The organism is Pseudomonas allii, from assembly GCF_055380095.1.
This window is the reverse complement of the sequence record NZ_AP039450.1, coordinates 3,698,870-3,713,843: the sequence shown is the minus strand read 5'-3', so window position 1 is coordinate 3,713,843 and position 14,974 is coordinate 3,698,870. Positions and strand designations below refer to the sequence as shown.

Below are 14,974 nucleotides of genomic sequence, written 5' to 3'. Positions count from 1 at the left end.
TCCTGCGCATGCCCTGTGGTAAATGGGTTTGTAGGAAAAGGACTAAGTGTAATTCCATCGCTTGCTGAATGTTTTGGGCATGACTAAGGTTCGAGGGCTTCGCAGGAGATTGCGAACTCAAGATGGCTGGCTGTTAGGCAGTACTTGCGTGACTAGTTGGTTTTGTTTGGTTTTTTAGTTGTGTTCGGTGGCAAATGATTTATTCGGATGATCGGTATGATTATTACCTCGAAGTTGCGAAATTACCCTGTCTGCAAACGAGTTTTGCCGGCAGCGATATGCGCTTTTCGAGTGAATATGAAGTGCTGGAGTCCGAGCTGGCCAAGGCGCAATCGATTCATGCCGGCAGTCAGCCCGACTGGCACAGGGTGCTGGAAACCAGCGAGAACCTGCTACGCCATCAGTCCAAGGATCTGCGGGTGGCTGTGTGGTTGACCTGGGCGTTGCACCAGCGTGAATCCTACCCGGGGCTGCTGGCAGGGCTCGGGTTGTTGCGCTACCTCTGTGAGCATCAGTGGTCGGTGCTCTACCCGGAAAAACCGCGCACCCGCAGTGCCGCATTCGGATGGCTGGTATTGCGCCTTGAGCCGCTGTTCGCGCAGGGCCTGGCGCTCCAGAACCAGCAGCCTTTGTTCCGCGCCGTGCTTGAGCACCTGGTGCGTCTGGACGAGCTTTGGGCCGAGCACCTGGGGGATGATGCGCCGCTGCTGTTGCCGGTTCGCAGGCAATTGGCGCAGCGATTGGAGCGGGCAGCGCAGGACGATATCCCGGTGGCGGGGTTGAGCGGGGTTATCGAGCAAGTCAAGCAGGCCGCCAGCCAATTGCGCAAGCCCGAAGCAGCGGTGGAGAGTGAAAAGGATGCGCACAAGGTGCTCCGTACCTTGCAGGAGCAGGCCCGCCCACTCTGTGCCTGGTGGCTGCGCCAGAACGCCACCGACCTGCGCGCGTTGCGGTTGAGTCGAACACTGGCATGGCTGGCACTCACCAGCTACCCGAATGCCGATAACGAGCAGGTGACCGCACTGCGCGGGCCGGCTCCCGACAAGCTCAAGCGTTATCAGGAGCGCTTTGCGCAAGGCTATCACGCAGACCTGGTGCTTGAACTTGAGGCCAGTCTTGCCGGGGCGATGTTCTGGTTCGATGGTCTGCGCATGCTCTGGGAATGCCTGGAGGTCCTGCAGGCTGATCTGGCCATGACCGAGCTGGAAGTGACCTTCGCGCTGTTGCTGCAACGCTTGCCGGACCTGCCGGCGTTTCGTTTTCACGACGGCGCACCCTTTGCCGACGCCACCACTCGCGACTGGATCACCCAGCAGGTTGCCCGTCACCTGCACAGGTCTGAATTGCCCGCAGCAGTCATTGATGCCCAAGCCGAGCCCTGGGCGATCACCCTGCAGGCGGTGACACAGCGTCTGCGCCAGGACGGGCTCAAGTCTGCCATCCGAGAGCTCAAGCAAGGCATGCAGGCCGCGCGCAGTGATCGCGCACGTTTTCATTGGCGGCTCGGCCAAGCGCGTCTGTGCATACAGGCGGGCAAGCATGAGCTGGCGAAGATCCAGCTCGAACAGCTTGACCACGAACTGCAACGCACGGGCCTGGAGCGCTGGGAGCCGGAGCTGGCCCTGGAAGTGACGCAGCTTCTGCACCGCTGTTGCGACCTGTTGCCACAAAACCATGCCGTGCGCGAACGCAAGGAAGACACCCATCGCAGGCTGTGCCTCTTCGATCTGGAAGCGGTACTTGAATAGGCTTTCGAGCCACTTGAAAAAGGAGAGACACCATGGCCAAAGAAGGTTCGGTAGCCCCCAAGGAGCGTATCAACATCACGTTCAAACCCGCCATCGGCGGGGCGCAGGAAGAAGTCGAGCTGCCATTGAAACTGTTGGTACTGGGCGATTTCACCCAGCGTGAGGACGCGCGAAAGCTCGAAGATCGCAAGCCCATCGCTATCGACAAGAACACCCTGGATGACGTGTTGGCCAAGCAGGCATTGAGCTTGACGTTGAGCGTGCCCAACCGTTTGCAGGAGGAGGCTGGCGTTGACGAGTTGGCCATTCAGGTACGTATCAATGCCATGAAGGATTTCAACCCGGCGAACCTGGTGGAACAGGTGCCCGAGTTGCACAAGCTGATGGCGCTTCGTGAGGCACTCATGGCGTTGAAGGGGCCATTGGGCAACACCCCGAGCTTTCGCAAGGCGATCGAACAAGCCCTGGCCGACGATGAGTCCCGCGCACGGGTACTGGCGGAACTTGGGCTGGACAGCTCCGACGCCTGACATTTTTCAGTAAAAGGACACTGACCCCATGACGACACAACAGCATTCGCTGCCGGCACAACCTGCAGATCAGTACAGCATCCTCGATAACATCGTTGCCCAGACATTACTGAGCGCCGACGACGACGCCTATGACATTGCCAAGCGCGGTGTCTCGGCGTTCATCGAAGAGTTGATCAAGCCCCAGAACCGTGGCGAGCCCGTCAAGAAACGCCTGGTCGACCGGATGATCGCCGAGATCGACACCAAGCTCAGCCTGCAGATGGACGAGATACTGCACCATCCCGACTTCCAGGCGCTGGAAGCGTCCTGGAAGGGGTTGCAACTGCTGGTCGATCGCACCAACTTTCGCGAGAACATCAAGATCGAACTGCTGAACGTCTCCCGGCAAGACCTGCTGGAAGATTTTGAAGACTCGCCGGAAGTGACCCAGTCCGGGTTGTACAAACATATCTACAGTGCGGAGTACGGGCAGTTTGGTGGCCAGCCGGTGGGCGCGATTATCGCCAACTACTTCCTGTCCCCCAGCGCCCCTGATGTAAAGCTGATGCAGTACGCCTCCAGTGTGGCCTGCATGGCCCATGCGCCATTTATCGCAGCTGCCGGGCCGGCGTTTTTCGGCTTGGAAAGTTTCACTGGTTTACCCGACCTCAAGGACCTGAAGGATCATTTCGAAGGCCCGCAATTTGCCAAGTGGCAGAGCTTTCGCCAAAGCGAAGATGCGCGCTACATCGGCTTGACCGTGCCGCGATTCCTGCTGCGTACGCCCTATGATCCGCTTGAGTGTCCAGTCAAGACCTTCGCCTACCAGGAAAACGTGGTCAACAGCCACGAGCACTATCTGTGGGGCAACACGGCCTACGCCTTCGCCACGCGCCTGACTGACAGTTTCGCGCGGTTCCGCTGGTGCCCGAACATCATTGGCCCGCAAAGCGGTGGAGCGGTGGAAGACTTGCCGTTGCATCATTTCCAGAGCATGGGGGAAATCGAAACCAAGATCCCCACCGAAGTGTTGGTGTCCGACCGTCGTGAATACGAACTGGCGCAAGAAGGCTTCATCGCCTTGACGATGCGCAAGGGCAGTGACAATGCGGCGTTTTTTTCCGCCAGCTCGGTGCAAAAGCCGAAACACTTCGGGCTCAGCCCCGAGGGCAAGGAAGCCGAGTTGAATTACCGCCTGGGCACCCAGTTACCATACATGATGGTGGTCAATCGCCTGGCCCATTACCTCAAGGTCCTTCAGCGTGAGCAATTGGGTTCATGGAAGGAGCGCACCGACCTGGAGCTGGAACTCAATAAATGGATTCGCCAGTACGTCGCCGACCAGGAAAACCCCAGCGCTGAAGTCCGTGGGCGACGGCCCTTGCGGGCGGCACGCATCGTCGTCAGTGATGTCGAGGGTGAGCCCGGCTGGTATCGCGTCAACCTGAGTGTGCGACCGCATTTCAAGTACATGGGCGCTGATTTCACGCTATCCCTCGTCGGCAAGCTCGACAAAGAATGAGCAAGGAACGGGAAGTGCGCGGTTATCGAAGCCTGTTCGAGCGCCTTGAGCGTCCGGCGGCAACCCCCGCCAGTAGCGTGACATCTGTCGCGCACCATCTGGGGAAAATGCTCAGTATCCGTGCCGGCAGCGTTCAGACACTGCCGGACTACGGTATGCCCGACCTCAATGATATGAATCAGAGCCTGCATGAATCGCTGAGTCAGTCACGTCTGTTGATCGAGCGATTTATCCGAACTTACGAGCCGCGCTTGAAGCAGGTAAAAGTGATGACGTTGCCACGGGATCATGACCCGCTGGCACTTGCGTTCGCTATCGAAGCCAGCCTGGTGGTCAAGGGTGTTGCTCAACCGGTGGTGTTTACTGCGCGGCTCTCTGATTCCGGCCGGGTAGAGGTCATGCCTGATGACCTTTAACCGTTACTACCAAAGCGAACTCAGTGCGCTACGACAGCTCGGACGACGCTTCTCCGAGCGCAATCCGGCGCTTGCTCCCTTTCTTGCGGAGGCCGGTCAGGACCCGGACGTAGAGCGGTTACTGGAAGGCTTTGCATTTCTCACCGGGCGCTTGCGCCAGAAACTGGATGACGAACTTCCAGAACTGACCCATTCGCTGATGCAGTTGCTCTGGCCCAACTACATGCGCCCATTGCCGGCGTTCAGCATCCTGCAGTTTGATCCGCTGAAACACTCAGGCCCTGGCGTATGGGTCGCGCGTGATACGCCGGTTGAAAGTGCCGCAGTCAATGACGAACGATGCCGCTTTCGTACCTGTTACGCCACTCAGGTTCTGCCGTTACAGCTGAGTGCGCTGGACTACAGCGCCCAGGCTGAACGGGGAAGTTTGAGCCTGCGCCTGGAGATGAGTGCAGAAGGCAACTTCAGTGAGTGGAACTTCGATCAGCTACGTCTGCATCTGGCGGGGGATCGCTACATCAGCCAGGCGTTGTACCTGAGTCTGTTGCGTCATCTGGAGGGTATCGAGTTGCTGCCTTTCGGTCGGGATGGCTTGCCGGTCAGTGGGGTGGATGGGCAGGCGATATCGCTGCTTCTGGGCGCCGGTGAGGTTCATCCGGTAGGGTTCAGCGAGGAGCAGGCACTGATTCCGTATCCGCCGAACACGTTTGATGGCTATCGCCATCTGCAGGAGTACTTTGCCTTTCCCGACAAGTATCTGTTTGTCGATGTGGGAGGGTTGGGGGTACTGCACAGATTACCTGGCGAACTGCTCAAGCAGGTGTGCGGCGTGGTGTTGCGCTTCCGATTGGGCAGGCCATGGCGAGAACCCAGACAGCCCAGCCTGGATAACGTGAAGCTGTACTGCACCCCCATCGTCAACCTGTTCAAGCATGACGCGGTACCCATCCGCCTGGACGGAAAACAGGACGAATACCTGCTGATCCCTGGTGAGTACTCACGCGGGAACGCCAGTGTATTTTCCGTAGACAGCGTCACGGGTTGGCACCCCGGAGGGCTGGGATATCAGGCCTACGTGCCCTTTGAATCCTTCGAGCATGGGGGGGATACCGCGCGTTCCCAGGGGCCGGCGAGTTACAGCATTCGCCAGCGGCCATCGGCGCAGCACACCGGGCTGGATACGTGGCTCGGGTTGGGCAGCGGTCTGGAGCTGGATCAGCAGACACTGTCGATCGAGCTGACGTGCACCAATCACAACCTGCCTCGACAGTTGCAGATCGGCGACATCAACCAGCCTTGCGAGCAGACGCCGCAAGGGCTGTCGTTTCGGAATATCTGCGCACCGACAGCCAGTTTTACTCCACCTCTGGACCGAGACTTTCTCTGGCGGCTGATCAGCAACATGTCGCTCAACTACCTGTCACTGACCGACATCCATGCCTTGAAAGTGATCCTCGAAACCTACGATCTCCCACGCTATCACGATCGCCAGGCACAGAAGGTCAGCGAGCGGCGATTAGGTGCGATGCGTTCGGTCAGCCACACAGCGGTCGACCAATTGCTCCACGGCTTGCCGATTCGCGGGTTACGCATCGACTTGACCATCGATCCCCAGGGCTTCCTGGGGGACGGCGAAGTGTTTGTGTTCGCCTCGGTGCTCAACGAGTTCTTCGCGCTGTACGCCAGCCTCAACGCTTACCACGAACTTAGAGTCATCAGCACACAAGGAGACGTGTACCTATGGCCACCACGGATGGGCCAGCAGCCCTCGCTTTGACACAACTGACCCGGGTCATCCGTGAGTACTCGCTGTTTCAGGCGGTCCTGCGGGTCATCCAGCGTCTGCGCGATGCCCATCCGTTGCTGGATGACGACACGCTGTACGACTTGCTGGAGTTCCAGGCCAACCCGGGCCTGGGTTTTCCCGGTCACGATATCGACCGGGTGGCGTTTTTTATCGAGCACGGCCAGTTGCGTGCGCGTTTGCGTCTTAACGTGCTGGGCCTGTGTGGTGCGGGCTCGCCATTGCCGGCGTTTTACAGTGAGCAGGCGTGCACTGACGAGTTGGGTGGCAATGCAACCCGGGACTTTCTCGACGTGTTCCACCATCGTCTGCAGCGGTTGATGTTGCCGATCTGGCGCAAATATCGCTATCGGGCGTGTTTCCAGGCAAGCGCCGGTGATGCCTTCTCCGAGCAGATGTTTGCGTTGATCGGGTTAAGGGGGCCGCAAGTCCGCAGCGCCACGCAACTGAACGGCAAGCGACTGTTGCCCTACCTGGGGTTGCTCAGCCTGCGGGTGCATTCGGCGGCCTTGATGGAGACGGTGCTGCGTTACTACTTCAAGCACTGTCGTTTGTTCGTCGAGCAGTGGGTCCTGCGTAGCGTGGTCATCGCCGAGTGGCAGCGAAATCGGCTTGGCGCCGCGAACAGCACCCTTGGCCATGACCAGGTGCTGGGCAGCCGGGTGGCTGATCGCAACGGCAAGTTCAGGGTGCATCTGCAGGGGCTGGGGTGGGACCGATTCCATGGTTTTTTGCCGACCGGCGCGGACTACCCGCTGCTGTGTTCGTTGGTGCGCCTGACGGCGCGGGACCCTCTGGACTATGACGTGCGCCTGGTCATGGCCAAGGAAGAGATCAGGCCTTTGCACATCGGCGAACACAACGTCTGCCGCCTCGGCTGGACCAGTTGGCTGGCGCATGAGTGCGCCGACGGTGCGGTCATTGTGCCAGGCAACGCTTATTAGGGATGAATCAGGATGATAAATGTGGACCTGCAACAACTTATCCAGGCATTGACCCCCCAGGCCCGCAGAGACCTGGAGCGTTCCGCCGAGCGTTGCGTCATGCGCGGCGGCCGGGAAGTGCGGGTGGAAGACCTGCTGTTGACCCTGCTGGAACATCGCGATGGCCTGCTGGCGCGGGCGCTGAAGGATGCCGATATTGAAACCGCAGAACTGCAAGCCACGCTGCAACCCAAGGGAGAGGCGAGTGCGTCACGCAATCCAGTGTTTGCCCAGGCACTGGTGCAATGGCTGCAACAGGCTTCGATGGTTGCTCATTTGGAACTGCGACACATTGAAGTCGATCACGGCGCGCTGTTGCTGGCGCTCTTGCGTCATCCGCTGCAGCACGCGGGCAGCGCCTTTCAAGTTTTTCTGAGCCGGCTGGATGCTCAGCGTGTGCAGGCGTTCGTGTTGAGTCAGGCGCCTCGTACAGACCCTGCACCGCAGGGCGAATCACTGCTGGAGCGCTTTACTCACGACCTGACACGCCAGGCCCATGAAGGGCGTATTGACCCGGTGTTATGTCGTGACGTTGAGATCGGCCAGTTGATCGACATACTCATGCGTCGACGCAAAAACAACCCAATCCTGGTCGGCGAAGCCGGAGTGGGCAAGACAGCCGTTGTCGAAGGCCTCGCGCTGCGGGTGGCCACTGCACAGGTGCCCGAGTCTCTCAAGGAGGTGCGGGTACTGACCTTGGACATGGGCCTGCTCCAGGCCGGTGCCAGTATCAAGGGCGAGTTCGAGCGACGCCTGAAGGGTGTGATCGATGAGGTCAACGACGCGGTGAAACCGGTGATCCTGTTTATCGATGAAGCGCACACGCTGGTGGGAGCGGGTGGGCAAGCGGGTGCGTCCGATGCCGCCAATCTGCTCAAGCCGGCGCTGGCCCGCGGCGAGTTGCGCACCATCGCTGCGACGACCTGGACGGAATACAAGAAATACTTCGAAAAAGACCCGGCATTGGCGCGGCGTTTCCAGCCTGTGCGGGTCGGTGAGCCCAGCGTCGAGCAAGCGATCTCGATCCTGCGCGGACTAGTCCCGGTGTATGAGCGCAGTCATGGCGTTTACGTGCGGGACGATGCGGTGGTCGCGGCGGCGCAGATGAGCGCCCGTTACCTGGCCGGACGTCAGTTGCCCGACAAGGCGGTAGATGTGCTGGATACCGCCTGCGCTCGTTTGCGCACTCGCCGCGAGACCGCGCCCGAGGCGTTGCAACACCTTTACGCAGAACAGGCGCAAGGCGCGCGGCAGCTTCAGGCATTGAATCGAGACCGGGACGAAGGCTTTCCCGTGGACGAACAGACCTTGCACGCGTTGAACCTGCGGATGGAGGCACTGGACGGCGAGCGCCTGGACCATGAGCAACGCTGGCTTGAACAGCAGCAAACCACGCAGCAGGTGTGCCCCCGCCTGGTGGCTCAGGTCATCAGTGCCTGGACGGGGATCCCGATTGAACACCTGGCACTTGAACACAGTGAACGGGTGCTGGGTTTTGCCGATGCGCTGCGCCTGCGCATTCTCGGCCAGGAGCAAGCGGTGCAGGCCCTGGACCGCAACCTGCGTGCCGTAGCTGCCGGGCTCAACAAGGCTGACGCGCCGGTCGGCGTATTCCTGCTGGTCGGCCCCAGTGGCGTGGGCAAGACTGAGACGGCGCTGGCACTTGGCGACCTGCTGTATGGCGGTGAGCGCTTCGTCACCACCCTCAATATGTCGGAGTTCCAGGAAAAACATTCCCTGTCTCGGTTGATTGGTGCACCGCCCGGTTATGTCGGTTTTGGCGAGGGCGGCGTGTTGACGGAAGCCGTGCGCCAACGCCCGTATTCGGTGGTGCTGCTCGATGAGGTCGAGAAGGCCGACCCGGAAGTGTTGAACCTGTTCTATCAGATTTTCGACAAGGGCCTGGCCAATGATGGGGAAGGCCGGGAAATCGACTTTCGCAACACGCTGATCCTGATGACGTCCAACCTGGGCAGTGAGCGCATCGGGCAATTGTGCGCAGGCGGCCGGCGACCTGACGTGCAAACGCTGCATGAGGCGATCCTGCCGCAATTGCGTGACCACTTCAAAGCTGCGTTATTGGCCAGGATGCGTGTCGTGCCGTATTACCCGGTCACGGGTGACGTCCTGCATGAATTGGCAAGGCTCAAGCTCGAACGCCTGGGACAACGCTTGAGTCTGCGCAGTCTGGCATTCAGCTACGCGCCGGAGCTGGTTGAACACATGGCCGAGCGGTGCGCCCACGATGACAGTGGCGCGCGTTATGTCGATCAATGGATCGAGCTGCATTTGTTGCCGCAGGTGGTCGACCGGCGGTTGCAAGCCATGGCCCGAGGTGAGCCTGTGTCACAGGTCCATGCGCGGTTGGCGGCTAACGGCTATCCAACCTGTGAGTTCAGCCAATGAGGGACGATCGGCTGCTTACCCTGTTGCCCCGTTCGACGGCCTGTGCCGATGCGCTGCTTGACGGGTTCATCCGCTTGGGCAGCGCGGTCGACGCAGCCACTCTCCCCGGTTTGTGTGTCGCCGCGGCGGCGCAACTGAGCGAGTGTGAACTCAGCCAATGGTACTGGCGCAACGAATCCACTGACCGGCTTGAGCTGATAGCCCAGCATTTGCATGGCATGCCTTGCCCTGGCGATCCGGCCTGTACCAAGGATTTCCAGCATGAACAGGTGCTGGACTACGTGCTGAACCAGCAAACCGCCCTCAGCCTGGAAGCACACTCAGGCAGCGTTTACGAGTGCGGGTTCCTGCCGGTCATGGCGACCCCCTGGCAAGCGTTGTCTTGTGTGCCGTTGTTTGACCGAGGCAAGGGCATCAAGGGTGTGTTGCTGTGTGCCAGTCAGCATCGGAAAAACCTGCAGGGCTACACCGCCGCCTTGAGCCAACTGGGCAGCCTTGCGTTGATGCAGCGCGCTTTGCTGCGGTGTCAGTGTGCCACGGGACGTGTTGCCCAACCCCAGGCTTGCCTGCTGGCACCACGTTCAGCGTACGGGTTGATCGGCGGCAGTACGGCTATGGACGAGACGTATCGTTTGATCGGCAAGGTCCTGCATACGCCCTACACCGTGTTACTGCGTGGCGAGACCGGTACAGGCAAGGAGGTCGTGGCGCGGGCGATCCATTCTGCGGGGCCGCGCAGGAGCAAAGCCTTTGTGGTGCAAAACTGTGCGGCGTTTCCCGAAGGGCTGCTGGAGAGCGAGCTGTTCGGTTATCGCAAAGGTGCTTTCACGGGGGCTGAGCGTAACCACACCGGGCTGTTTGACAGCGCTGACGGCGGCACGCTGCTCCTCGACGAAATCGGTGATATGCCGCTGTCGCTGCAGGCTAAATTGCTGCGGGTCTTGCAGGAGGGCGAGGTGCGTCCGTTGGGCGCCAGTACGGCTCACAAGGTGGATGTACGCATCATCGCCGCAACCCATCGTGACCTCGCCGCAATGGTCGCCCAAGGCGGCTTTCGCGAGGACCTTTACTACAGGCTCGCGCAGTTTCCCATCGAACTGCCGCCCCTGCGTGAGCGCGACGGCGATGTGTTGCTGTTGGCGCGGGAGTTCGCGCATCAAGCCTCTGCCGACCTCGGGCGTGTGCCGGTGGAATGGTCGAATGCAGCCCTTGATCAACTCTCGGGTCACGCCTTCCCCGGCAATGTCCGCGAACTCAAATGCCTGGTGGAACGTGCGGTGCTGCTCTGTGACGACGGCGTCATCCTGCCGGCACACCTGTCCTTGCCGGTGCCTGCTGCCACTGGGGCAGTCGATGCGACGTTGCGCCAACGCCTGGAGCGGGTAGAGCGGGTATTCCTGATCGATTGCCTGCACAAGAACCGTGGCAATCGCACCCGTACCGCCCGCGAGTTGGGCGTTGCACGGCGCACGCTGCTTTACCGCCTGGCGCGCTTGAAAATCCCCGTGGGGGACGCCCGTGAGGAGTGTTGAGCAGGGAACGTGCGGGCCGCTTATTTTCATGGGAGATACCTGATGCCTTTTCATCCGTGGCAAGTCCTGGTGCTTGCGCTGTGTTTGTTGAGTGGCTGTAACGCCAATTATGTCTTTGATGATGCCGACTACCGTCCGTTGGGTGACCCCCATGCGACTCGTCGTGGGCACTGAACAGGGGGCCGCTGCCATGCAATTGATATTTGAACTCTGTAGCACCGCAAGCGGGGAGCCGCCTGAGCGCAAGACGTTTGACGGTGTCGGTGGCGTGATCGGACGTGGGTCGGGTTGTGACTGGGTGCTCCCGGATGCCAACCGTCTGATTTCCAGTCACCACGCCCTGGTCAGTTTTAGAGAGGGCCGCTATTTCCTGACGGATATCAGCAGCAACGGTATCGGTGTGTCGGGCAGTATGGAGCGCCTGTGCAAAGGGCAGGCACGGCCCATCAGTGATGGCGATGTGTACCAACTTGGGCTGCTGGATATCCGTGCCCGCCTGGTGGTGCAGGCAGGGCAGGTTTTTGCTCGGCAAGCCACGATTCCAGACGACGCGTTCCTGGGGCTGGATCCTGTCGACGCATTGGATCGCGAGGCACGGCTCGGCAGTTCCTCAGCAGAGCTGGACGCTCTGGACATCACGCCGCAGGCACCGTTCGAAGCGTTACGTCAGGGCACGGTGGAGCACGATCACCTGGTCGTGCCGCAATGGGCTGAGCCGGCCAGGGACGTTGTGTCACCTGGCCCGGTCACGCCACCAACGGCAACCTCGCAAGCATTCTGGGCGCAGTTCGCCCACGCATTGGGCATGCAGGTGGACTCGCTTGATGCGCCGGGGGGCGAAACCCTGGCGATCAAGGTGGCGGGCCTGTTCAGGCAAACCCTCGAAGGATTGCAGCAAAGCCTGCGAACCCGCGATGAACTCAACAGCGAGGTCCACGGCTTATTGGCGGTTCCGCTGCTCAATACCCGCAATCCGTTGAAAGATTGTGCCGACAGCCATGCCGCCCTGGCTTTTTTGCTCGGCGACGATGAGTCCGGACAGTTATCTGCCGAGCAAGCGGTCGACCAGGCGTACCGAGACTTGCAGGTTCATCAACTGGCTCTGGTCGTGGCCTGTCGGGCTGCCGTACGGGGTGCATTGGCAGCCTTTGCGCCTGGGCACCTGCTGCTGCGCTTTGAACGTGACGGCAATTCACCCAGGTTCTTCAGCGATGGCGCCCATTGGCGGGCCTACCAACGCCATTACAGGCGACTGACTGACGAGGAACCCTTGGAGGAGCAGATGCTGCGTCATGACTTTTGCAAGGCCTATGAGGAACAGGTACGCCTGGTCTCCACGCTTCACGCGGGGTACGCAGGATGATTGGCCGGTCTCGGGTCGCTGTCTTATCAACGCTGCTACTGCTGGGATTGCTGGCGGGATGCAGCACCTTTTCACCGTTTTCCACCCTCACCAAGCTGGACCTGACATTGACGGCCAGCGACGAGGTCAACCCAGACCTCCACGGCCGCCCCTCGCCCGTGGTGGTGCAATTGCTGGAACTGCGGCATCCGGTGGCCTTTGAAAACGCCGATTTCTTCAGCCTCTACGGCCGGGCCGAGCAGGCACTGCCCAAGGATTGGGTCAGCGGCGAGGAGCTGGAACTGCGCCCCGGCGAACGGTTGGCACTCAAGCTGAGTGTCGAACCGCGCAGTCGCTATGTCGGCGTGCTGGCGGCCTATCGTGACTTGCCCCATGTGCAATGGCGATGGGTGCTGCCTTTGGCTCCCGGGCAGTTGACCCGTGCCGACATCGTGCTGGACCAGACGGGTATCCGGATGGCGGCACCTCAACCTGACGGGACGGAGGACTGAGATGCAGACCCACAACGTTATCTGGCAAGAGGGCATGCTGCTCAGGCCCCAACACTTGCAGCACAGCGATCGCTACTACCATCGGCAACTCAACCATACCCGGCTGCTGAACAGTGATGCCTGGGGTTTCCTGAGCCTGGAAGTCGATGTGCAATACCTCAACCTGGGCAAGATTGTGGTGAACCAGGCCAGCGGAGTGTTACCGGACGGCAGCCTGTTTGAGCTGAGCGGCACCCTGGAACCCTTGATGTTGCAGGTGCCTGCCAATGCAGGCAGGCAGGCTGTGTACCTGGCGCTACCGCTGGCGACCGACAATCAAATTGAGGTGCGTACGAAGGAACAGGGCGATGTCCTGGCGCGCTATGTCGCCTGTGATACCGAGATCGGTGACTCCACTGCCGGGGTCGACTCCCGTTGCCAGATCAAATGCGCGCGTCCGGACTTGCGCCTGATGCTGGGCGAGCCGCCCGGTGACCCGTTCTACGTGAAACTCCAGGTTGCCCGGGTGGTGGATTCGACCCAGGACGGCGGTGTGAGGCTGGATGCGGATTTTGTACCGACGTTTATCTACCTCCAGGGCTCGGGGTATGTGGCGTCTTGCATCAGCGAAGTCACCAGCCTGCTGGCGACCCGTGGCGATGCGATTGCAGCCCGCATACAGGGAAACGGCGCTTCGGCCAGCGCACAGGTCGGCGACTTTTTGATGCTGCAGTTGATCAATCGTGCGGAGTTGAGATTGCGTCACTACCTGAGCCAGACCCAGGTGCGCCCGGAGGTGATGTATCGGGAGTTGCTGTCGATTTTCGGTGAGCTGTGCACGTTTTCCAACGACAACAAACGTGCGCACTTTCCGGCGCAATATCGGCATGGCGATCAGGGCGCGAGCTTTCGCGGATTGATGGAAGGCCTTCGTACGGTGCTGTCGCTGGTGTTGGAACAGCAGGCGGTCGAGTTGACGCTGCAACCACGTCAGTACGGAGTGCTGGTATGCCCGGTGAGCGACCTCAAGTTACTCGGTACGGCCACCTTCATCCTGGCGGCCACTGCCCAGTGCGATACCGAGGAACTGCGTCATCGACTGCCGGCCCATCTCAAGATCGGACCGGTGGAGCGCATCCGCGAACTGGTCAACCTGCACCTAGCCGGGATCAGGGTCAAGCCGTTGCCGGTAGCGCCGCGGCAGATCCCGTTCCACGCCGGCAAGACCTATTTCATGCTCGAACTCAGCCCCCGTGACATTGCACAGCTGGAGCAATCCGGTGGTTTCGCCTTCCACGCCAGCGGCGAGTTTGCCGAGCTGGAACTCAACTTCTGGGCTATCAGGAACTGACGTCATGACTATGGACAGTGAATACCCGCAAGACGAAAAAACCGTGTTGCTTGACCGTGAGGGTCTCGGCCCGGCGCACGCAGCCGTTACGGACTTTCCGTCGCCGCCACGCTTTGAGCAACTGGAAGACCGCATGATCTATTGCGCCCAGCAAGGTACACGGCACTTCAAGAGTGGCCCCAACGTGCTGTTGACCGCGGCCTGGGAACTCTTGCTGCAAGTGGTCCAGCTCAAGGCCAGCCCCGGTCGCGAAAGCCAGCAGGCACTCAGTGAGCAGTTTTCCTCAGGCATCAATGCGTTCGAGGCCTATGCCTTGTATCTGGGGGCCGAGAACAGCCAGGTGATGTCGGCGCGTTACGTGCTGTGCAGTGTCATTGATGAAGCCGTGGTCACTACGCCGTGGGGCGGTCGTAGCGACTGGTCGAAGACCAGCCTGCTCAGCCGCTTCCACAACGAAACCTTTGGCGGTGAAAAGTTCTTCCAACTGCTCGAACGCTTGTCCCGCGACCCCGTCAAGCATGTGGCCCTGCTGGAATTGATGTACCTGTGCCTGTCCTTGGGGTTCGAAGGCCAATACCGCGTCATGGAGCGGGGAAGGGCGCAGCTTGAAACCCTACACGACGCGGTGTATCGCCAGATCAGGCATGTGCGCGGTGATCAGCCGCCGTTAACCCTTGTATCAGACGCCGACGGGACCGCTCAGGCACGGATACGCATTGTCTCTGCTACCTGGGCCGCAGTCTGCGTGCTGGCGTGTCTGCTGGTGGTGTATTCGGGGTTCGCCTGGATGCTGGGGCAGGAGCGCAGGGCGACGTTGCACGCTTTCCAATTTTCGCTGGCAGAGCCGTCTCGGACGCCCTTGTAACG

Annotated in this window: 13 protein-coding genes; all 13 read left to right on the top strand. The window is 60.4% G+C overall.

From position 1 onward, the window contains the following. Nucleotides 1-194: 194 nt before the first annotated feature. From tssA to icmH, 13 genes are read left to right on the top strand one after another with little or no spacing between them, the layout of a single operon-like run. Nucleotides 195-1,748: a type VI secretion system protein TssA gene (gene tssA / locus ACZ445_RS16570; RefSeq protein ID WP_464707294.1), complete on the top strand. Its 1,554-nt coding sequence runs from the start codon at nucleotides 195-197 to the stop codon at nucleotides 1,746-1,748. A 32-nt stretch (nucleotides 1,749-1,780) separates the two neighbouring features. Beyond that, on the top strand, nucleotides 1,781-2,278 hold the full coding sequence (gene tssB, locus ACZ445_RS16565) for a type VI secretion system contractile sheath small subunit (RefSeq protein ID WP_058424157.1): 498 nt from the start codon (nucleotides 1,781-1,783) through the stop codon (nucleotides 2,276-2,278). A 28-nt stretch (nucleotides 2,279-2,306) separates the two neighbouring features. Then, nucleotides 2,307-3,782, top strand: coding sequence for a type VI secretion system contractile sheath large subunit (gene tssC / locus ACZ445_RS16560; RefSeq protein WP_071493105.1), 1,476 nt, complete (start codon nucleotides 2,307-2,309; stop codon nucleotides 3,780-3,782). Next, entirely contained in the window at nucleotides 3,779-4,198 is a 420-nt protein-coding gene (gene tssE, locus ACZ445_RS16555; RefSeq protein WP_058424155.1) for a type VI secretion system baseplate subunit TssE, read from the top strand. The genes tssC and tssE overlap by 4 nt, the downstream gene beginning before the upstream one ends. Beyond that, on the top strand, nucleotides 4,188-5,975 hold the full coding sequence (tssF, locus tag ACZ445_RS16550) for a type VI secretion system baseplate subunit TssF (RefSeq protein ID WP_464707293.1): 1,788 nt from the start codon (nucleotides 4,188-4,190) through the stop codon (nucleotides 5,973-5,975). The genes tssE and tssF overlap by 11 nt, the downstream gene beginning before the upstream one ends. Continuing rightward, complete coding sequence (tssG, locus tag ACZ445_RS16545; RefSeq protein ID WP_310862953.1) at nucleotides 5,939-6,946, top strand: type VI secretion system baseplate subunit TssG; 1,008 nt, start codon at nucleotides 5,939-5,941, stop codon at nucleotides 6,944-6,946. The genes tssF and tssG overlap by 37 nt, the downstream gene beginning before the upstream one ends. 12 nt (nucleotides 6,947-6,958) lie before the next feature. Beyond that, nucleotides 6,959-9,391 carry an AAA family ATPase gene (locus tag ACZ445_RS16540; protein WP_464707292.1) on the top strand — a complete coding sequence of 811 codons (2,433 nt, stop codon included), beginning with the start codon at nucleotides 6,959-6,961 and terminating at the stop codon, nucleotides 9,389-9,391. Continuing rightward, a complete protein-coding gene (locus tag ACZ445_RS16535; protein WP_464707291.1) occupies nucleotides 9,388-10,923 on the top strand; it encodes a sigma-54 interaction domain-containing protein in 1,536 nt (511 codons plus the stop codon). The genes ACZ445_RS16540 and ACZ445_RS16535 overlap by 4 nt, the downstream gene beginning before the upstream one ends. A 42-nt stretch (nucleotides 10,924-10,965) precedes the next feature. Then, nucleotides 10,966-11,097, top strand: a complete 132-nt coding sequence (locus ACZ445_RS16530; RefSeq protein ID WP_464703769.1) for a type VI secretion protein — start codon at nucleotides 10,966-10,968, stop codon at nucleotides 11,095-11,097. A gap of 16 nt (nucleotides 11,098-11,113) precedes the next feature. Continuing rightward, nucleotides 11,114-12,286 (top strand): type VI secretion system-associated FHA domain protein TagH, encoded by a 1,173-nt coding sequence (gene tagH / locus ACZ445_RS16525; RefSeq protein ID WP_464707290.1) that lies wholly within the window; start codon nucleotides 11,114-11,116, stop codon nucleotides 12,284-12,286. Further along, nucleotides 12,283-12,777: a type VI secretion system lipoprotein TssJ gene (tssJ, locus tag ACZ445_RS16520; protein WP_058424149.1), complete on the top strand. Its 495-nt coding sequence runs from the start codon at nucleotides 12,283-12,285 to the stop codon at nucleotides 12,775-12,777. The genes tagH and tssJ overlap by 4 nt, the downstream gene beginning before the upstream one ends. A 1-nt stretch (nucleotide 12,778) precedes the next feature. Continuing rightward, on the top strand, nucleotides 12,779-14,107 hold the full coding sequence (gene tssK, locus ACZ445_RS16515; RefSeq protein ID WP_058424148.1) for a type VI secretion system baseplate subunit TssK: 1,329 nt from the start codon (nucleotides 12,779-12,781) through the stop codon (nucleotides 14,105-14,107). A gap of 4 nt (nucleotides 14,108-14,111) precedes the next feature. Continuing rightward, complete coding sequence (gene icmH, locus ACZ445_RS16510; RefSeq protein ID WP_179029742.1) at nucleotides 14,112-14,972, top strand: type IVB secretion system protein IcmH/DotU; 861 nt, start codon at nucleotides 14,112-14,114, stop codon at nucleotides 14,970-14,972. The last annotated feature ends 2 nt before the right edge of the window (nucleotides 14,973-14,974 follow it).